The organism is Enterobacter cloacae complex sp. FDA-CDC-AR_0164, from assembly GCF_003071645.1.
Lineage (GTDB): Bacteria > Pseudomonadota > Gammaproteobacteria > Enterobacterales > Enterobacteriaceae > Enterobacter > Enterobacter ludwigii.
The window spans coordinates 3,944,711-3,962,768 of sequence record NZ_CP028950.1; the positions used below are offsets into that span (position 1 = coordinate 3,944,711).

Genomic DNA, 18,058 nt, shown 5'->3' on the forward strand with positions numbered 1-18,058 from the left:
GACTTTTCTCCCTGCGGTGATAACTTAGTTGCTGGCGGTTTTCATCGGCTGATCGGGCTTTTTGTCATTACCGGCAATGAAGGGACTCCACGGCTGGGCGCGCACCGGCTGTTCCGTCTGCCAGACCACATTAAACTGGCCGTTACCTTCAATTTCGCCAATCATGACCGGCTTATGCAGATGGTGGTTGGTGGCATCCATGGTGAGCGTAAAGCCTGAAGGGGCCTTGAAGGACTGACCGGCCATTGCCGCCCGAACTTTATCGACGTCGGTGGTACCTGCTTTTTCAACCGCCTGCGCCCACATGTGGATCCCGACGTAGGTGGCTTCCATCGGGTCGTTGGTGACCACGGTGTCGGCGTTCGGCAATTTGTGTGCCCTGGCATACGCTTTGTAATCCGCCACAAACGCCTGGTTGGTCGGGTTATCAACGGACTCAAAGTAGTTCCACGCCGCCAGGTTGCCCACCAGCGGTTTGGTGTCAATCCCGCGCAGCTCCTCTTCTCCCACTGAGAAGGCCACAACCGGAACATCGGTAGCTTTCAGGCCCTGGTTAGCCAGCTCTTTATAGAACGGAACGTTGGAGTCGCCGTTGATGGTGGAAACCACCGCGGTTTTCCCTCCGGCAGAGAATTTTTTGATACTGGAAACGATTGTCTGGTAATCGCTGTGACCAAACGGGGTGTATACCTCTTCAATGTCTTTGTCTTCCACCCCTTTCGAATGCAGGAAAGCACGCAAGATTTTGTTCGTGGTGCGGGGATAAACGTAATCGGTGCCTAACAGGAAGAAGCGTTTCGCGCTGCCTCCGTCTTCACTCATCAGGTACTCCACCGCCGGGATCGCCTGCTGGTTTGGCGCGGCGCCGGTATAGAAGACGTTAGGTGACATCTCTTCACCCTCATACTGCACCGGGTAGAACAGCAGTCCGTTCAGCTCCTCAAACACCGGCAGCACCGATTTACGCGACACCGACGTCCAGCAACCAAACACCACTGCCACTTTGTCCTGGCTCAGCAGCTGGCGCGCTTTTTCAGCAAACAGCGGCCAGTTCGAGGCCGGGTCAACCACTACCGGTTCCAGCTTCTTACCCAGCACGCCCCCTTTGGCGTTGATCTCATCGATGGTCATCAGCGCAACATCTTTAAGCGGCGTTTCGGAAATCGCCATCGTGCCGGAAAGGGAATGCATGATCCCCACCTTGATGGTATCGGCCGCCTGAGCGCCAAAACTCATCCCCATAGCTACGACAGACGCGGACAATGCGAAGGCTTTTAATAAGGTACGACGGTGCATATTTTCACTCCTGAAAAAGAAAGCTGTGCAAAGGCGTCCGATACGGCGTGGACGCAGAAAATAAAAACGTCAGCTTAGAGAGAGCAAAAAGGATGCCAGGATGGATAAAGCGCTATAACAGGAGAGGTAACGAAGGATGTAAAAAGAACGACTCAGAATGGTACAGCGCTGCACTTTTATAATGCAGCGCTGTGGCGGAAGGTTTACCAGACTTCGCTGGCGATCTGTGTCACCAGACGGACTTTGTCCCACTGCTGGGTTTCGCTCAGGCTGTTGCCCTCTTCGGTAGAGGCAAATCCGCACTGCGGGCTCAGGCAAATCTGCTCTTTAGCCACGTATTTCGCCGCCTCTTCCAGACGCGCCTTCACCCCTTCCGGGTTCTCCAGCTCGCCATTTTTGGTGGTAATAAGGCCGAGCACCACCTGCTGCTTGCCCGGGCGAACAAAACGCAGTGGTGCAAAATCACCGCTCCGGTCATTGTCGTACTCAAGGAAAAAGGCATCCACGTTGACCGTCCCGAACAGCACTTCAGCCACCGGCTCATAGCCCCCTTCGGAAATCCAGGTTGAACGGAAGTTTCCGCGACAGACATGCAGCCCGATGGTGAGATCGTCCGGCTTGCCCTCCAGTGCCTTATTCAGAACGCGGGCATATATACGCGCCAGCTCGTCGGCATCGTCACCACGCTCGCGGATCTGACGACGTTGATCGTCCGAACAGAGATAGGCCCAGACAGTGTCATCCAGCTGCAGATAACGGCAGCCCGCGTCGTAAAACGCCCGAATCGCGTCCCGCCAGGTGGTCGCCAGATCGTCAAAATAGTCCTTCAGATCCGGGTAGACCGTCGCATCAATGTCTTTGCGCCCACCGCGGAAATGCAGCACGCTCGGGCTGGGAATGGTCATCTTCGGCTGAGCATTGCCGCTAATGCTTTTCAGGTAGCGGAAATCCTCCAGCATCGGGTGATCGCCAAAGCCCAGCTTGCCGGTCACGCGCACGCCGTGGGCTTTGGTCTGTACACCATTGAACTGAATACCCTGCTGAGAATCGTAACGCTCAACACCCTGCAGACCGTCGAAGAAATCAAAGTGCCACCAGGCACGACGAAATTCACCGTCGGTCACCACATGCAAGCCACAGGCGCACTGCTGCTCGACAACATGGCGGATCGCCTCATCCTCAACCGCACGAAGCTGCCCGGCATCAATTTCGCCGCTGGCGAATTTCAGGCGAGCCTGTTTGATGGCATCCGGACGTAAAAAGCTGCCGACTACATCGGCGCGGTATGGGGCATGGTGTCGTTGCATGGAAATCTCCTTTATCTGCCGACAATAATTGCCTGCAGTGATAATTCATTATTTGAATCTTTAGACTTCTGGATGTCTAAATGTCCAAAAAAGATGTCATACCTGCCGCCAGCCGGCAAACGAGAAAATTTCACGGGTGTTGAAAAAAATTCATCTTCACAGTGCGGAGAGCGATTCCTGGCTCGCAAACTCAAACTTTTCATCTTCCCAGCCGGTGATCCCGCCGAGCATAATTTTCACCGGCAGCCCCAGACGCGCCAGCTTCAGCGCGGCTCTGTCCGCACCGTTGCAGTGAGGCCCGGCGCAATAGACCACAAACAGCGTGCCGTCAGGCCACTGGGCCATGCGTTCGGCGGTGATCTGACGCCACGGCATATGTAGTGCACCGGGAACGTGACGGCGGGCGAACTGCTGCGGGCTTCCGACGACGTGCAGCAGGACGAAATCCTGCTCGTGATTCGTGATGGCATGATGCACATCGGCGCAATCGGTCTCGACGCTCAGGCGGCGCAGAAAATGGGTAACGGCTTCCTGCGGTTCAGCAGCCGGAAATTCAGTAACATAACTCATGATCCTTCCTCATCTTTGGCGTTTGTGTTAACACTACTCTATCCACAAATTCAGCCCGTGAATGCGCTCGTTTATGCCAGAAAACAGCAAAAAGATGACAAACTTAAGACAGATTTCCCGCCCTCAGGTCATTGTGCTGGCGTATGACGGTTTGTGTACCTTTGAGTTTGGCGTGGCTGTGGAAATCTTTGGTCTGCCGCGTCCGGAGCTGGGAGACGAATGGTATCGTTTTGCCGTGGCGGGCGTAGACAGCGGTGAACTTCGGGCGACCGGGGGGATTCGCCTCATCACCGACGGCGATTTAACCCTGCTTGAGACGGCCGACCTGATCGTCGTGCCCGGCTGGCGAGGACTGGATTCACCGGTTCCACCCGCGCTCTGCGCGGCATTACGTAAGGCCAATGCGCGGGGATGCCAGCTTTTGTCGATCTGTTCCGGCGTGTTTGTTCTTGCCGCTGCCGGCCTGCTGGATGGGCGTAAAGCCACAACGCACTGGCGCTATATTGAGGCGCTTAAGGCCCATTACCCGGCCATCGAGGTGGTTGAAGATGTACTTTATCAGGACGACGGCGACATTCTCACCTCGGCGGGCAGCGCGGCAGGCATCGATTTATGCCTGCACGTAGTCCGGCGGGATTATGGGATGGAAATTGCCAACACCGTAGCGCGTCGTCTGGTCATTCCCCCGCACCGGGATGGCTCACAGCCGCAGCAGCTAAGCCGCCCGGTGGCGCAACTGCGCGAAAGTCAGCGTCTCGGTCAGCTGTTTGATTTTCTGCATACCCATCTTGCCGTATCGCACAGCGTTGATTCACTGGCGCGTCGGGTCGGCATGAGTCAACGCACCTTTCTGCGCCGCTTTCAGGATGCGACCGGCACCACGCCCGCGCGCTGGTTGCTCAATGAGCGCCTGCTGAGGGCAAAGGATTATCTGGAAAGCAGTCGCTTAAGTATCGACAGCATCGCGGAGCAGACCGGATTCGGTCAGGCATCGACCCTGCGTCACCATTTTCGGCAGCAGTTCGCCCTTTCCCCGGCCCAGTATCGCAAACACTATTCGCGTCCTGCCCGCTAGTGGCCGGATTGCAGACAAAAAAAACCGCCATAATATGGCGGTAAATGCTTGCATGGATAGATTTGTATTTTGGTCTCTACGTCCCGACACTCCATGGCCGGGCAGCGGATCTCTTACAAACTAACATCCATAGTCTCAATGAAAGGTAAACAGCCTGATTAACCCGCTTTGGTATTGATTTGCAAATAACGCATCAGACCCTGCTCCGCGCTCTGTTTTGCATCATCATTGATGGCTTCCAGATAAAATGAACGCGACACACCATACGGTGCTTTTTCAGACGGATAAACCGCGAACTCGAATGTTTTACCTCTTGCCTGATTGGTGCAGCCTAATTGCCAGCGCTGGTCATCAATTTTGGTGCTATTACAGGCCACGCGTCCGTAATCGCTGGTTAAATATGACCCAACACGTGCTTTCGCGGACTGAATATATTCTGGTTCGTCATTACTAATAGAGTAAATACCTGCACCCGCCCCAACAGCAACCACCAGCAGCGCAAGCGCTATCATTTTTTTCATTTAACAAGACCCATTCCTTAGCCAGAGTTTAACCATTATATAGGATTTATCCTTAAAGCTAGTGGCTAATTACGTACCAGAATTGGCGGTTAACAAACTTGATGCTAATTTTAGGAAAAGTCTCATCACGGCTGTCGCCGCACAGAATTTGACACTCTCTTTGCGCTAATTTGAATATTTTAATAATTTCCCGACGAAATTATTGGCATGATAGTCCCGCGATGGCATTCAACGGTGAAATAATGATGAGAAAAGGGTTAACGCTGATATTGCTGGTGTGTGGGTTATTTTCAGGTCAGCTGATGGCAGGACATAAAGGCCATGAATATGTGTGGGTAAAGAATGTGGAGCATCAGCTCCGCCATGAAGCGGATAGCGATGAATTACGCAGCGTTGCAGAAGAGTCTGCGGAAGGTTTGCGCGAACACCACCTGTGGCAGAAATCGCGCAAACCGGACACGCACTTTCGGTAATTAATTACCCTTACGCTTAGGCAGGGTTTTCATTAAATCGTCCGGGCTCACGGAGGCCACAACGCTACCCGGCGACGGCATTTTGAAAATATGATTTTTCATCTTGCCAATCACATGCATTTCGCACGGACGGCAGTCAAATTTCAGGGTCAGCACTTCGTCGCCATTCACCAGCTGCATCGGTGTGGCCTTCCAGCTTTTAATATTCCCTTTCGCCTGTTTCGGGCAGAGGTTGAAGGCGAAGCGGAGACAGTGCTTGGTGATCATCACCGGCACATCGCCCTTCTCTTCATGGGCTTCATAGGCTGCGTCAATCAGCTGTACGCCGTGACGGTGATAGAATTCACGCGCTTTGTGGTTATAGACGTTCGCCAGGAAGGACAAGTGCGTGTCAGGGTAAACCGGCGCAGGAACGGTTTCGGCCTTGCGGCTGCCGCGTGGATAGTTAGCCAGGCGGGCGGCATCCAGCATTTCTGCCGTCTCGCGGCGGAACTGGTTCAGCAGGCTGTTCGGAACAAACAGGGCATCCGGCAGGTTAACGTCGATATGACGCGCGTAGTAAAGGGTCTGCCCCAGCTTCGCCACGCCATCCTTCAGGTTGTTAAGGGCTTTTTCCGCGTTGTTTGCCACCTCGAACAGGCCATCAAGCGTATGCGTCACGCTGATACCGTCTTCACAGGTCATGGTCAGGATCAGCTGCTCTTCCCAGCCGCCCAGTTCAATGTCCACCGCGATACGACGTTCGCTCGAGGTTTTCAGCAGCGCCTGCTGCCAGTTGTGGTCAAGGTTACGGTTCAGTGCCGCGTTAGGGCGCGCTTTGTAGAGATCCGCAGGCATCTCGTTTGGCCATACGCGATAGCGATTTTCACCGTTTTTTTCCACCGTATTCGCACGGAAGCCCACAACTTCACGCTTGATCATCACGTTCAGTCCATCGCCGTTGGCCAGCGGCTCGGTCACTTCCACGTCGAGGTGATCTTTTGCCACTTTCAGCACTTCACCCACCGGTAAACCGATAAACTTCGGTGAATCAAACGCACCGATATCCCCTTTACGGGCATTCACAAAGTAGTCAGTGCTGCCGCGGTGGAAAGTTTTGTCCGTTGACGGAATAAAGAAATGCTCGGTACGACCGGCCGACGCACGCGCCAGGTCACCGCGATCTTCAATGATGGCATCCAGCATCTGACGATAGTGAGCGGTGATGTTCTTCACGTAGCTCATGTCTTTATAACGCCCTTCAATCTTGAAGGAGCGCACACCGGCGTCAATCAGCGCACCCAGGTTGGCGGTCTGATCGTTATCTTTCATCGAGAGCAGGTGTTTTTCGAACGCCACAACGCGGCCCTGATCGTCTTTCAGGGTATACGGCAGACGACATGCCTGAGAGCAGTCGCCGCGGTTGGCGCTGCGCCCCGTCTGGGCGTGGGAAATATTGCACTGACCAGAATAGGCGACGCACAGCGCGCCGTGGATAAAGAATTCAATGGTTGCGTCGGTCGCCTGATGAATATCGCGGATCTGGTTCAGGTTCAGCTCACGCGCCAGCACGATCTGGGAAAAACCCACATCAGAAAGAAACTTCGCCTTCTCTACCGTGCGGATATCGCACTGGGTACTGGCATGCAGTTCAATGGGGGGAATATCCAGCTCCAGCACGCCCATATCCTGCACAATCAGGGCATCGACGCCGGTCTGGTAGAGATCGGTAATTAAACGTTGCGCAGGCTCCAGCTCATCATCATGCAGAATGGTGTTCAGGGTCACGAACACTTTCGCCCCAAAGCGATGGGCGAACGGCACCAGTTCAGCAATATCGCTCAGGCTGTTGCTGGCGTTATGGCGGGCACCAAAGCCAGGTCCACCAATGTAGACGGCATCAGCACCATGAAGGATCGCTTCACGGGCGATGGAGGCGTCGCGGGCCGGGCTTAAGAGTTCGAGATGATGGGATTGCAGGCGCATACTTCGTCGTTATCCGTTATGGTCAAAATGGCGGCTATTGTAGTCAGAAGTATGCGGCAGCGAAACAGTTTTGCATCGCTTCAGCGGGGATAATGGATCAGGGAGTGAAAATGCACCAGCCGGTCGCTGCTGTTGCGGTAGGCGTGCGGTTTATCCCCGGCAAAACGCACCCCCGAATCGGCAGTAATGGTCTGCCACTCGCCATCAATGTTCATCTCCAGTACGCCGCTGATCACCACCACGTGTTCAATCACGCCAGCCTCGTGGGGCGTAGATTCGCTCAGGGCGCCGGCAGCGAGGGTTATCGAAAAGTGGTCAAACTTTAGCGCCTCATCCCACGGGAATAACGGTTTCACCACCATCGCCTGCTGCTCCGGGTCGAATACCGCCTGCCTGTCAGTTGCCGGCGTGATGAAGGCAGAAAAAGGGATGTTCAGCCCCGTGGCGATTTTCCACAACGTGGATACCGTCGGGCTGGATTCATTGCGCTCGATTTGCCCGAGCATGGCCTTTGAAACGCCGGTCTCTTCCGCCAGTCTGGCGAGGCTCCAGCCACGCGCCTGACGCTCGGTTTTCAGTGTGTAAGCAAGATGTTGTGTGATGTCCATGTTCCCTCCTGATGCGACCGATCATACCACTTGTACGCTATAACGCACAGTGTTACCTTAAAGCGGACGTTATAACGCACAACGGAGTTTTTATGCGCCCTTCATCCTCACTCTTTCCTGCCGTTCTCGCCGGTTTTGTCGCCGTTCTGGTGGGATATGCCAGTTCCGCCGCCATTATCTGGCAAGCCGCTGCTGCCGCAGGCGCAAACGCGCAGCAGATCGCCGGCTGGATGACGGCCCTGGGGATAGGTATGGGGGTCAGCACGCTGGCGCTTTCCTGGTGGTATAAAGCCCCGGTGCTCACCGCCTGGTCTACACCCGGCGCGGCGCTGTTAGCCACCAGCCTGCATGGGGTAACGCTTGCCGAGACCATCGGGATTTTCATCTTTGCCAACGCGCTCATTCTGCTGTGCGGCGTAACCGGGTTGTTTGCTCGCCTGATGAAGCTTATCCCGCATTCCCTTGCCGCTGCTATGCTCGCCGGGGTGTTGCTCAGGTTTGGACTGCAGGCGTTCAGCAATCTTGAGGGGCATTTTTTACTGTGCGGCAGCATGCTGGCGGCATGGCTGTTCGCCAAAGCGCTGGCCCCCCGCTACGCCATTGTCGCCACGTTGCTGGTGGGCAGTATGGTGGCCTGGGCGGGAGGTGACGTTGTCACAAAAGAGTTAACCCTTTCCGTGGTGATGCCCACGTTTATCGCGCCAACCTTTACGTTAACCAGTCTGATAAGCATTGGCGTGCCCTTCTTCCTGGTCACCATGGCGTCCCAGAATGCGCCGGGCTTCGCCACGATGCAGGCTTCCGGCTATCCTCTGGCCGTATCACCGCTGATGATCGTCACCGGAGGGCTGGCACTGGTGTTATCCCCGCTCGGCGTCTTTTCCATCTGTATCGCGGCGATCACCGCTGCGATTTGCCAGAGCCCGGATGCGCACCCGGATGCCAGCAAACGCTGGCTTGCCGCCATGGCCGCAGGCGGGTTTTATCTGCTGGCGGGCATTTTTGGCGGATCCATTTCCGGGCTGATGGCCTCCCTTCCCCTGAGCTGGATCCAGATGCTCGCCGGCCTGGCGCTGCTGGGCACCATCAGCGGGAGCTTATATCAGGCATTGAACAATGAAACGGAGCGCGACGCGGCAATAGTCACCTTTCTGATGACCGCCAGCGGCGTCACGATCCTGGGTATTGGCTCTGCGTTCTGGGGGCTGGTGTTGGGCGGCGTATGTTATACGGTCTTTTCACACCTTCGCCGCGCGTAGCTGCGAGGGCGTTATGCCCATCATGCTGCGAAAGCGGTTACTGAAATGGCTGGCGGAGTTAAACCCGCAGGCCAGCGCGATATCGGTGAGCGGTGTGGTTGTGTGCTGCACCAGCGCTTTGGCTTTCTCCATCCGACGCTGCATCACGTACTGATGCGGTGCCAGCCCCATGGACTGACGGAACATCCTGGCGAAATGATACTCGCTCAGCGCGGCCTGTTCGGCCAGTTCCGCCAGCGTCAGCGGCTGGGAAAGGTTCTCTTCGATAAACGCCAGCACGTTACGCAGCACAAACGGCGACAACCCGCCGGTCACCACCGGCAGTTTCCACTGCACGCTGGAGTAATTCTGTAACAGGTGGGTCATCAACAGCGTAGACGCGGTACTCAGGGTGAGCTGGTTAGCTTTTTGCTGCCAGTCGCAGCCGAGCAAAAACTGACGGTAAAGCGCGGTAATTTTCGGGTCGCTGCCGAAGATCTTTTCATCCAGCGTCAGGGACAGCGGGCGCTTGTCCCAGATTTTTTCCCCGACATCACGCAGATGCTCATCGGTGCAGTAGAGATGGACAAAAGACAGGTCATCGCGAATATCCCACGTCGATTCACTCTCTTTTGGCATCAGACAGAAACGGTCCGGGCCGCCGCCGTTTTTCCAGCCGCCCGGCGTTTTTTGATAGCTCTCATAACCGTCCGCCACGTACAGGCTGAGGGTATGGTGATTACTTTTTACGGTTATCGTGTCGTGCTTGTTGTACCAGGCTGCCAGTTGAATACCGGAATTCAGCGCAACGGTTTCCCGCAGCACGGCGTTCTGCTGGCGTAGCGTTTCAAAGGTATCGTAAGCGCGAGACATAGCTATTAACGGGTGAGTAATCAGACTCTCAGTCTATGAAGTGTTGCGCCACGATGCCAGATCTGCAGCCACAAAAAAGCGCAAGAATATGCAAGTCCACCGCAAATCGGTGAAAGCAATGTCATGCCACTCGCGCCAGACTGCACTTTTCAGTATGTGAGAAGAGAGCAACAATGAACGCATTACTCTATGGACTGGTGGTGGTGATATGGGGAACAACCTGGATTGCCATTTTCCTGCAACAGGGACCAGTCGCAGCCCCGGTGTCAATTTTCTGGCGCTTTGCTGTGGCCTGCGCCATGATCATGATCGTCTTAATTGCCCTGCGCCGGCTTCGTAAGCTGGCCTTGCGGGATCATCTCTTTTGCATGCTGCAAGGATGCTGCGTTTTTTGCTTCAACTTCTGGTGTTTTTACACCGCCGCCGCGCACATCAATACCGGGCTGGAGTCGGTGATTTTCTCGATGGCCGTACTGTATAACGCTATCAACAGTTTTATTTTCTTCGGTCAGCGCCCACCCGCACGCTTCTGGACGGCGGCGGCCCTGGGACTTATCGGGATCATTACCCTCTTCTGGGACGACCTGCTGGCGAGTGGCTGGAGTGCCTCCCTGCTGACGGGGATTGGCCTTTCAGCACTGGGGACCTACGGGTTCTCGCTGGGCAATATGATCAGCATGCGCCACCAGCGAAAAGGGCTGGAGACCATGACCACCAACGCCTGGGCGATGTTTTACGGTACGGTCATTATGGGCTGCATTGCCCTGTTCCGGGGTGACAGTTTTATCCCCGAATGGACGGTGAGTTACATTGGTGCGCTGCTTTATCTCGCCATTTTTGGTTCGGTCATCGCTTTTGGCGCCTACTTCACGTTGGTGGGACGCATTGGCCCGGGCAAAGCGGCATACAGTACGCTGCTCTTCCCGCTGGTGGCGCTGTCCATCTCCACGGTCTATGAAGGTTACGTGTGGCATCTCAACGGCATCATTGGATTACTGCTGATTCTGGGCGGGAATATGGTGATGTTTACGAAACCGGAAACCTGGTTCAGACGTTTGCGTATAGCATAAAAAAAAGGCCTGCATTGCTGCAGGCCGTTTTGATTATTTCGCGGTTTTCTTAACATCAAACATGGTGGCATCCGTCGCCATGTCATCCACAACCTGTTTTAACGTTGCGAAGCCCATTGGCGTGTTTTCGTTCGCCAGCTCTTTACCTTCGCCTTTACGCACGACCTTCATGACCGGCTTATTCGTGGCCGAATCAATCAGCTCGCCTTCGAAGAAGAGATGGGTATCCATGGTGCGGTGCCCCGTTGCCATCTGCGTACCTGCAACCACTAACGCGACGGGCACTACTTCATAGAACTGCAGACCTTCTTTCTGTGAACTCACACCGGTAATCGCACCGCGGAAGATCAGGCTGTGTTTACCTGGCGTCGTAACAACAGGTTTACGCTGGCTGATTGCCGCTTTCATTTTGGTGTTGGTATAAGCCAGAAGCTCATCAAGCGTTTTTTGACCAATTTGGGTCGTTGGTTTTGGCGCTGGATAATAGGTGATTGGCGTCCATAAAATACTGTCGTAATTTGCCTCGTTATACGACGGGTCGACCCAACGCAGCGTCGGTTTACCCGTTGCGGACGTTGTTTGCTGCAATCCAGAATAATCTTTTAAAAAGCCTGAATATTGTTCGGGGGCGGCGACTTTAGACGAACAGCCCGCTAACGCCAACAGACCAGAAAGCACTGCAACTTTAAAAAAAGTGTGAGTACGCATGATGGTATTCCATGTTATCTGCAAGTATGCATTTGAAGTTATAGCAAAAGTCTGGCGGGTTTGTTGTGACAAAAAATGATGTAAGCAGCACAAATTGCGAAAAGATTGCCCGACTGAACGCCGGGCAGAGAAAAACTACTGATTAATATCAACCTGCCAGAACAAATGCTTGCCAAACGGATCGATTTCATAGCCCGTGACTTCCTTGCGCACCGGTTCGAAAATCGTCGAATGGGCAATCATTACTGCCGGCATCTGGTCATGCATCATCTGCTGGGCCTCTTTATACAGCGCCACGCGTTTATCATGATCAGTTATCGATTTCGCTTCAGCGATAATTTTATCAAATGGTTTGTAGCACCATTTGGCGGAATTAGATCCACCGTTAGCCGAAGTACAGGTAAATAACGGACCAAAGAAGTTATCCGGGTCCCCGGTTGCGGTGGTCCAGCCCATCAGCGCGGCCTGGTGTTCACCGCCCTTCACCCGCTTAAGATACTCGCCCCATTCATAGGTGACGATTTTGGTCTGGACGCCAACCTTCGCCCAGTCGGCCTGAATCATCTCCGCCATCCGTTTTGCGTTCGGATTGTAGGGACGCTGAACCGGCATCGCCCATAAATCGATGCTGATGCCGTTTGCAAAACCAGCCTCCTTCAACAACGCTTTCGCTTTTTCCGGATCGTAGTCGTAATCCTTCAGTTCGCTGTCGGCGCTCCAGACGCCGGGTGGCAGCAGGTTTTTCGCCGCCGTGCCGGTGCCGTGGAATACCGCGTCAATAATGGCCGGCTTATTGATGGCCATTGCCAGCGCCTGGCGGACCTTCACGTTATCCAGCGGAGGTTTTTGCGTATTGAAGGCCAGAAAACCGGTATTCAGCCCGGCTTTACTCATCAGATTAATGTCTTTGTTAGCCTTCATGCGCGGCAGGTCCGCCGGGTTTGGAAACGGCATCACCTGACATTCGTTCTTCTCGATTTTGGCAAAACGCACCGAGGCATCGGGCGTGATGCTAAACACCAGTCGATCCAGCTTCGATTTGCCCTGCCAGTACTCCGGAAACGCAGTGAACAGGATGCGCGAATCTTTCTGGTACTGCGCCAGCTTAAACGGCCCGGTGCCAATCGGGTCCATATCCACCTTTTCCGGCGTGCCGGCTTTCAGCATCGCGTCGGCATACTCCGCCGACAGGATCGAGGCGAAATACCACGCCAGATCGGCGACAAACGGCGCTTCCGGATGAGCGAGCGTAAAGCGCACGGTGTGGTCATCGACTTTATCAATGGCCGTGATCAGGCTACCGAACTCAAGGCTCTCGAAGTTGGAATAGCTGCCGTTAGAGACGTTGTGATAGGGATGGTTTACATCCTTCTGGCGCATAAATGAGAAAATCACGTCGTCGGCGTTAAAGTCGCGCGTCGGCCTGAACGATTTATTACTCTGGAATTTCACCCCTTTACGCAGATGGAAGGTATAAACCTTGCCGTCCTCGCTCACCTCCCAGCGTTCCGCCAGGCTCGGGACCAGTTCCGTTGTACCCGCCCTGAAATCGACCAGCCGGTTATAGACCGGCACGGCACTGGCATCCACGCTGGTTCCCGACGTGTATAACTGAGGATTAAAGTTTTCCGGCGATCCTTCAGAGCAATACACCAGCGTTTTTGCCGCGACGGTGGAACTGACCGTGAGCGCAGCAAGTGCCAGCGTTAACATTGTGAGTTTGCTTTTCATCATTTATTCCTGTCTTTTTAATTCGACGGCTAATTAATTCTTTTGCCATTTCATAAATATCATTAAAGTGATGTAGCAAACACCTGAAAAATAAATACAGAAGGAATCACTATGGGCTCGGCACTCTCCAGACAATTAACGCACCGCTTCTTCCGCTATCTCGGCATCACCAGCCAGAGCGATCCCAGAGTGAACACCCTTCCCTCTACGCCGGGCCAGCACGACATGGCGCGTGAGCTGGCCCAGGAGCTGGCGAAGCTGGGTTTAGACGATATTGTGATTGATGAATACGCGACGGTTACTGCGGTTAAAAAAGGTAATGTAGCCGGGGCGCCACGCATCGGTTTTATTACCCATATTGATACCGTCGATGTCGGTTTATCACCGGATATTCATCCACAAATATTAAAATTTGCGGGTGAAGACCTCTGTTTGAATAAAGAGAAATCAATCTGGTTACGCGTAAAAGAGCATCCAGAAATTCTGGCTTACCCGGGTGAAGAGATTATTTTCAGCGACGGGACCAGCGTATTAGGCGCAGATAATAAAGCCGCCGTCACCGTGGTCATGACGCTGCTGGAAAACCTGACGCCAGAACACCAGCATGGCGACATTGTGGTCGCGTTTGTGCCGGATGAGGAGATCGGCCTGTGTGGCGCGAAGGCGCTGGATCTAAACCGTTTTGACGTTGATTTTGCCTGGACCATCGACTGCTGTGAGCTGGGTGAGATTGTTTACGAGAACTTCAACGCCGCGGCGGCAGAAATTCGCTTTACCGGCGTAACGGCTCACCCCATGTCCGCCAAAGGCGTGCTGGTTAACCCACTGCTGATGGCGACAGACTTCATCAGCCATTTTGACCGCCAGCAAACCCCGGAATGCACCGAGGGGCGTGAAGGCTATATCTGGTTTAACGGCATTCAGGCGGGGCAAAACGAGGCCGTCTTAAAAGCGAATATCCGTGATTTCGATAAAGCACAGTTTGCCGCCCGCAAGCAGCAGATTGCCGATGTCGCGGCGTTGATTGCCGGGCAGCATCCTACGGCAAAGGTGGAGTATCGCATTGAAGATACCTACAGCAATATCAGCAATGCGATTGGTGAGGATCGTCGCGCTATCGACCTGATGTTTGAGGCCATGAAATCCCTTGGGATCACGCCCAAACCGACGCCAATGCGCGGCGGTACTGACGGCGCGGCGCTCTCGGCAAAAGGCCTGCTCACGCCAAACTTCTTCACCGGGGCGCATAACTTCCACTCGAAGTTTGAGTTTTTGCCGCTGTCGTCGTTCGAGGCCTCATACAACACAGCCCTGCAGCTCTGCCTGTTGGCCGCCCGTTAAGCGGGCTTGCGCGCCAGCAGCGTGGCAAAACGCAGTTTGATGCGGTTACCGTTCTCGTCGGTGCGGTGCAGTTCGCCCACCTCTTCGTTGTACTTGAGCAACGCCCAGCCCTCGTAGTAGTTGCTCAGTTCACCGCTTTTGAACGCAAACGGGAAGCCGACGGTGCACGGGTAATCCGCCGTGTCCATCGCGGCAACAATCAGGTTATAACCGCCGGGTCTGGTGCAGCGCTGCATATTGTCGATCAGGCCCGGAATGGTTTTCGCTTCCAGGAACATCAGCACCACGGTAGAGAGAATAAAATCGTATTCGCCCTCAAAGCTCAGGTTGTTCAGATCTTTGATTGCCGTCTGCAGGTTTACGATGCCTTCTTCCGCTTTGATACGCTCAATATTATCGATACTCAGGGGATTTTTATCCCACGCGGTCACGTCGTAACCGTTGGCTGCCAGATAGAGGCTGTTACGCCCGTTACCACAGCCCAGATCCAGCGTTTTACCCGGTTTCACAATGCCCGCGCTGTACAGCACTTCTGAGTGCGTACGGGTTAAGCCATATTTCTCTGTGAAGTAATTTTCATCAACAGCCATTATTTTTCCTCAGATTGCATAAGCAGCGCTTTATCAGTGCGCACCAGAAGTTTGCCCTGTATCAGCAAGATAAACGTTCGTACCAGCAGCATCCCGATGATGACATTGGTAAAGATAAACAGTGGGACGGCAATGGCGTGGAAAAAGCCCGACGGACTGCTCTGCCCCAGATGAAGCCCCGTGGTGGCCAGGGCCGACACGCCAAACGAGAAGCTCCAGAACGAGGCGTTAAACGGCTGGGACAAATACCATGGCATCAGCCGTAACATAAACAGCAGTTGCAACAGGCCGTAGCCGAACAGCATTTTGGCAAATGTATCCGCCTCACCGCCATTGACGCTAAACCAGGCGCTGCAGGCCACCAGCGCGGGAGCCAGCTGAATACCCAGCGAGGTTCGCAGCGCGGAAGGCAACTCCCCGGCGCTACGAAGTCGTTGCAAAATCACCGGCTCAAGGCTGAGCCAGGAAAAAACGCCCGCCCCGAGAAACACCAGCCCGACATCGTTAAACCCCAGCGCGCCGCACGCCATGGCGCTGATAAAGTTGTTTGCCACCGTGGGCAGATATAACCCCGGCGTGGTGGCCTCTTGCGGATGGTTACCGCGCCATAATCCGGCGCTTTGCCAGGCAGCATAAGCCAGCTGTATCACCACCCCGACGCCAAATAACACCAGTGACACCGGGCGCAGCCAGGGCACAAAACCGATGGCGACCAGCATCGTTGTGGCGGGAAAAAGGCTGACAAAACTGCTCATCACCGGGTGGCGCATCTCGGCCAGCACACTTCGCGGGAAACGGATCGCCCGGGCGATAAACGCCACCGTCAGCAAAAACCAAATCACAATCGCAAGGGCCACCAGGCTCTCACCAGGCCAGCGCGTCACGGGCCAGAGCGTGCTGGCGTATCGCCAGGCGAACCCCATCCCAATGATGCCAAGCACCATACCGAAGTAACCCGCGGGCAGGTTAAGCACTTGTTGAGCGTTGTTATTTTTATTCATTAATTTGAATTTTTAAAATGTATTTTAAATGCCATTTTAAGGGGTTTCCGCGACGGATGCCAGCACTACGAAACGCCGAAAGTTTGCTACGTTTAGTGGAGACGCTTACCCGAGACTCCATGATGAAAAAGTACAGGCTCAGCGAGGACACCCGCCTCTGGCAATGGAAAAACGGCGAGACAACGCACACGACGTCGTTACGACAGATTATTGCCACGGCGAATTTTAACGACATCGTGAGCGGCACGAAAGGCGGCTGGGTTGAAGATGAGAGCGCCCTCGCGCACGAAGGCGACTGCTGGATCTACGATGAAAACAGCGTCGTCTTTGCCGGTGCGACGGTATCCGGCAACGCGCGCCTTACCCTGCCTTGCATCGTCAGTCATGACGCGCAGATTGGCGACAACTGCTGGCTGGACGGCGCAGAGGTCAGTCACGGCGCGCGCATAAGTGACAACGTCACGATACAGCAATCCTGCGTACGCGGCGAATGCCATATTTTCGGCGAGGCGCGGGTGCTTCATAACAGCGTGGTGATTGCTGCCAAAGGGCTTACGCCGGACCATGAGCAGATCCTGAAAATTTATGACAAGGCGACGGTGAGCCAGTCACGTGTTGTGCATCAGGCGCAAATCTACGGCGAGGCAATGGTTAATTATGCCTTCGTTGAACACCGGGCGGAAGTTTTCGACAGCGCCATCCTCGAAGGCAACGATCTCAATAACGTCTGGGTATGTGACTGCGCAAAAGTGTACGGTAACGCCCGCGTCATTGCCGGTTTTGACGACGATGCCATCCCTACCGTCCGCTACAGCTCTCAGGTGGCTGAAAACGCGGTGGTGGAAGGAAATTGTGTCATTAAACACCACGTCCTGATTGGCGGTCAGGCCTGGCTGCGCGGCGGCCCTATCCTGCTTGACGATAAGGTCGTGATCCAGGGACGGGCGCGCATCAGCGGCGATGTGCTTATTGAACATCGGGTTGAAATCACCGACGATGCGGTGATTGAGGCTTTTGCCGGTGATAACATCCACCTGCGCGGAGAAAAGGTGATTAACGGCGACCAGCGCATCACCCGTACGCCTCTGTTGGGGGCGTTATAGCGGGTAAATTTTGCCGTAGATATTCACATCGTCAAAATTACCATTCAGAAATTCTGCTTCCCGCAGGCACCCCTCCAGCGTAAAACCGTTGCGCAGAGCAACGTTGTTGCTGGGTTTATTCGCCACCCGACACTTAATGACAAAACGGCGGATCTCGCCTCGCTCGACGTAATAGCGCATAAATGCCTGCAGCGCCTGCGACAAAATGCCCTGTCCCTGATGCGCCTCGTCCAGCCAGTAACCGATGTATCCGGCTTTGTTGGCGGGTTCAATCGCATTAAACGACAGCACGCCGACCAGGTCCTCATCCTTGAAAATCAGAAACATTTTGGCGTAGCCGCGCTGGTGCAGCATCTGATTACTCAGCACATTACGACGGGTGTCATCTTCGGTGCCCACATGCTGCGCCCAGTCAAAGGCGGTTTGCAGCCAGGCTTTGTTTCTGATGACCATGTTGTGCAAATCGGCGGTATAGCGCTCTTCGACGGCGCGAAGCTCGAGATGGTCAGTCACCGGGATTATTTCAGATTCAGTGGCGGTCATGGTCCCTTCCCGTCACCCTCTCCCCGCCGGGGAGAGGGAATAAAT

Annotated in this window: 18 protein-coding genes; 6 read left to right on the top strand and 12 right to left on the bottom strand. The window is 54.5% G+C overall.

Translation table 11 applies throughout. From position 1 onward, the window contains the following. Positions 1 to 24 precede the first annotated feature (24 nt). From urtA to AM410_RS19520, 3 genes are all read right to left on the bottom strand, one after another. Positions 25 to 1,296 carry an urea ABC transporter substrate-binding protein gene (gene urtA / locus AM410_RS19510; RefSeq protein ID WP_020884166.1) on the bottom strand — a complete coding sequence of 424 codons (1,272 nt, stop codon included), beginning with the start codon at positions 1,294 to 1,296 and terminating at the stop codon, positions 25 to 27. 203 nt (positions 1,297 to 1,499) lie between these two features. Continuing rightward, positions 1,500 to 2,603, bottom strand: coding sequence for a cobalamin-independent methionine synthase II family protein (locus AM410_RS19515; RefSeq protein WP_047356507.1), 1,104 nt, complete (start codon positions 2,601 to 2,603; stop codon positions 1,500 to 1,502). 156 nt (positions 2,604 to 2,759) lie between these two features. Then, positions 2,760 to 3,173: a rhodanese-like domain-containing protein gene (locus tag AM410_RS19520; protein ID WP_025204217.1), complete on the bottom strand. Its 414-nt coding sequence runs from the start codon at positions 3,171 to 3,173 to the stop codon at positions 2,760 to 2,762. Positions 3,174 to 3,246: 73 nt separating this feature from the next. Between AM410_RS19520 and ftrA the strand changes: the two genes are divergently transcribed. Continuing rightward, complete coding sequence (gene ftrA, locus AM410_RS19525; RefSeq protein ID WP_050736780.1) at positions 3,247 to 4,248, top strand: transcriptional regulator FtrA; 1,002 nt, start codon at positions 3,247 to 3,249, stop codon at positions 4,246 to 4,248. A 158-nt stretch (positions 4,249 to 4,406) separates the two neighbouring features. Here the strand turns inward: ftrA and AM410_RS19530 are convergent, their stop codons facing one another. Further along, entirely contained in the window at positions 4,407 to 4,769 is a 363-nt protein-coding gene (locus AM410_RS19530; RefSeq protein WP_020884170.1) for a hypothetical protein, read from the bottom strand. A 242-nt stretch (positions 4,770 to 5,011) separates the two neighbouring features. Between AM410_RS19530 and AM410_RS19535 the strand changes: the two genes are divergently transcribed. Next, positions 5,012 to 5,242 (top strand): DUF2554 family protein, encoded by a 231-nt coding sequence (locus AM410_RS19535; RefSeq protein WP_025204219.1) that lies wholly within the window; start codon positions 5,012 to 5,014, stop codon positions 5,240 to 5,242. Here the strand turns inward: AM410_RS19535 and AM410_RS19540 are convergent, their stop codons facing one another. Both AM410_RS19540 and AM410_RS19545 read right to left on the bottom strand, forming a co-directional pair. After that, positions 5,243 to 7,207 carry a peptidase U32 family protein gene (locus AM410_RS19540; protein ID WP_073396781.1) on the bottom strand — a complete coding sequence of 655 codons (1,965 nt, stop codon included), beginning with the start codon at positions 7,205 to 7,207 and terminating at the stop codon, positions 5,243 to 5,245. A gap of 80 nt (positions 7,208 to 7,287) precedes the next feature. Then, positions 7,288 to 7,815 (bottom strand): helix-turn-helix domain-containing protein, encoded by a 528-nt coding sequence (locus AM410_RS19545; RefSeq protein ID WP_108648292.1) that lies wholly within the window; start codon positions 7,813 to 7,815, stop codon positions 7,288 to 7,290. A 92-nt stretch (positions 7,816 to 7,907) separates the two neighbouring features. Between AM410_RS19545 and AM410_RS19550 the strand changes: the two genes are divergently transcribed. Further along, positions 7,908 to 9,074, top strand: coding sequence for a benzoate/H(+) symporter BenE family transporter (locus AM410_RS19550; RefSeq protein WP_020884173.1), 1,167 nt, complete (start codon positions 7,908 to 7,910; stop codon positions 9,072 to 9,074). On the opposite strand, the gene AM410_RS19555 is transcribed toward AM410_RS19550, so the two are convergent. Then, a complete protein-coding gene (locus tag AM410_RS19555) occupies positions 9,054 to 9,926 on the bottom strand; it encodes a helix-turn-helix domain-containing protein (RefSeq protein WP_025204220.1) in 873 nt (290 codons plus the stop codon). The genes AM410_RS19550 and AM410_RS19555 overlap by 21 nt on opposite strands. A gap of 173 nt (positions 9,927 to 10,099) precedes the next feature. Here AM410_RS19555 and AM410_RS19560 point away from each other — a divergent pair, with 173 nt between their 5' ends. Continuing rightward, positions 10,100 to 10,996 carry a DMT family transporter gene (locus tag AM410_RS19560; protein ID WP_108648294.1) on the top strand — a complete coding sequence of 299 codons (897 nt, stop codon included), beginning with the start codon at positions 10,100 to 10,102 and terminating at the stop codon, positions 10,994 to 10,996. Between the two features lie 33 nt (positions 10,997 to 11,029). On the opposite strand, the gene AM410_RS19565 is transcribed toward AM410_RS19560, so the two are convergent. Both AM410_RS19565 and AM410_RS19570 read right to left on the bottom strand, forming a co-directional pair. Beyond that, the gene (locus tag AM410_RS19565) at positions 11,030 to 11,704 is read right to left on the bottom strand and encodes a DUF3313 domain-containing protein (protein ID WP_020884175.1); all 675 of its coding nucleotides are present in this window, start codon (positions 11,702 to 11,704) and stop codon (positions 11,030 to 11,032) included. A gap of 135 nt (positions 11,705 to 11,839) precedes the next feature. Beyond that, positions 11,840 to 13,435, bottom strand: coding sequence for an ABC transporter substrate-binding protein (locus AM410_RS19570; RefSeq protein WP_047744635.1), 1,596 nt, complete (start codon positions 13,433 to 13,435; stop codon positions 11,840 to 11,842). A 111-nt stretch (positions 13,436 to 13,546) separates the two neighbouring features. On the opposite strand from AM410_RS19570, the gene pepT reads away from it, so the two are divergent. Further along, the gene (gene pepT, locus AM410_RS19575; protein ID WP_073396766.1) at positions 13,547 to 14,776 is read left to right on the top strand and encodes a peptidase T; all 1,230 of its coding nucleotides are present in this window, start codon (positions 13,547 to 13,549) and stop codon (positions 14,774 to 14,776) included. On the opposite strand, the gene tehB is transcribed toward pepT, so the two are convergent. Then, the gene (gene tehB / locus AM410_RS19580; protein WP_020884178.1) at positions 14,773 to 15,366 is read right to left on the bottom strand and encodes a tellurite resistance methyltransferase TehB; all 594 of its coding nucleotides are present in this window, start codon (positions 15,364 to 15,366) and stop codon (positions 14,773 to 14,775) included. The two genes, pepT and tehB, sit on opposite strands and share 4 nt — an antisense overlap. Continuing rightward, positions 15,366 to 16,367, bottom strand: a complete 1,002-nt coding sequence (gene tehA, locus AM410_RS19585; protein ID WP_073396763.1) for a dicarboxylate transporter/tellurite-resistance protein TehA — start codon at positions 16,365 to 16,367, stop codon at positions 15,366 to 15,368. The genes tehB and tehA overlap by 1 nt, the downstream gene beginning before the upstream one ends. Positions 16,368 to 16,489: 122 nt before the next feature. Here tehA and ydcK point away from each other — a divergent pair, with 122 nt between their 5' ends. Next, positions 16,490 to 17,470, top strand: coding sequence for a YdcK family protein (ydcK, locus tag AM410_RS19590; protein ID WP_073396959.1), 981 nt, complete (start codon positions 16,490 to 16,492; stop codon positions 17,468 to 17,470). On the opposite strand, the gene rimL is transcribed toward ydcK, so the two are convergent. After that, a complete protein-coding gene (gene rimL / locus AM410_RS19595) occupies positions 17,465 to 18,013 on the bottom strand; it encodes a 50S ribosomal protein L7/L12-serine acetyltransferase (RefSeq protein WP_073396760.1) in 549 nt (182 codons plus the stop codon). The genes ydcK and rimL overlap by 6 nt on opposite strands. Between the last annotated feature and the right edge of the window lie 45 nt (positions 18,014 to 18,058).

What these genes read in the sequence shown, in the direction of transcription:
- urtA (WP_020884166.1), bottom strand. Translation starts at nt 1,296, where the DNA reads ATGCACCGTCGTACCTTATTAAAAGCCTTCGCATTGTCCGCGTCTGTC.
- AM410_RS19515 (WP_047356507.1), bottom strand. Translation starts at nt 2,603, where the DNA reads ATGCAACGACACCATGCCCCATACCGCGCCGATGTAGTCGGCAGCTTT.
- AM410_RS19520 (WP_025204217.1), bottom strand. Translation starts at nt 3,173, where the DNA reads ATGAGTTATGTTACTGAATTTCCGGCTGCTGAACCGCAGGAAGCCGTT.
- ftrA (WP_050736780.1), top strand. Translation starts at nt 3,247, where the DNA reads ATGCCAGAAAACAGCAAAAAGATGACAAACTTAAGACAGATTTCCCGC.
- AM410_RS19530 (WP_020884170.1), bottom strand. Translation starts at nt 4,769, where the DNA reads ATGAAAAAAATGATAGCGCTTGCGCTGCTGGTGGTTGCTGTTGGGGCG.
- AM410_RS19535 (WP_025204219.1), top strand. Translation starts at nt 5,012, where the DNA reads ATGATGAGAAAAGGGTTAACGCTGATATTGCTGGTGTGTGGGTTATTT.
- AM410_RS19540 (WP_073396781.1), bottom strand. Translation starts at nt 7,207, where the DNA reads ATGCGCCTGCAATCCCATCATCTCGAACTCTTAAGCCCGGCCCGCGAC.
- AM410_RS19545 (WP_108648292.1), bottom strand. Translation starts at nt 7,815, where the DNA reads ATGGACATCACACAACATCTTGCTTACACACTGAAAACCGAGCGTCAG.
- AM410_RS19550 (WP_020884173.1), top strand. Translation starts at nt 7,908, where the DNA reads ATGCGCCCTTCATCCTCACTCTTTCCTGCCGTTCTCGCCGGTTTTGTC.
- AM410_RS19555 (WP_025204220.1), bottom strand. Translation starts at nt 9,926, where the DNA reads ATGTCTCGCGCTTACGATACCTTTGAAACGCTACGCCAGCAGAACGCC.
- AM410_RS19560 (WP_108648294.1), top strand. Translation starts at nt 10,100, where the DNA reads ATGAACGCATTACTCTATGGACTGGTGGTGGTGATATGGGGAACAACC.
- AM410_RS19565 (WP_020884175.1), bottom strand. Translation starts at nt 11,704, where the DNA reads ATGCGTACTCACACTTTTTTTAAAGTTGCAGTGCTTTCTGGTCTGTTG.
- AM410_RS19570 (WP_047744635.1), bottom strand. Translation starts at nt 13,435, where the DNA reads ATGAAAAGCAAACTCACAATGTTAACGCTGGCACTTGCTGCGCTCACG.
- pepT (WP_073396766.1), top strand. Translation starts at nt 13,547, where the DNA reads ATGGGCTCGGCACTCTCCAGACAATTAACGCACCGCTTCTTCCGCTAT.
- tehB (WP_020884178.1), bottom strand. Translation starts at nt 15,366, where the DNA reads ATGGCTGTTGATGAAAATTACTTCACAGAGAAATATGGCTTAACCCGT.
- tehA (WP_073396763.1), bottom strand. Translation starts at nt 16,367, where the DNA reads ATGAATAAAAATAACAACGCTCAACAAGTGCTTAACCTGCCCGCGGGT.
- ydcK (WP_073396959.1), top strand. Translation starts at nt 16,490, where the DNA reads ATGAAAAAGTACAGGCTCAGCGAGGACACCCGCCTCTGGCAATGGAAA.
- rimL (WP_073396760.1), bottom strand. Translation starts at nt 18,013, where the DNA reads ATGACCGCCACTGAATCTGAAATAATCCCGGTGACTGACCATCTCGAG.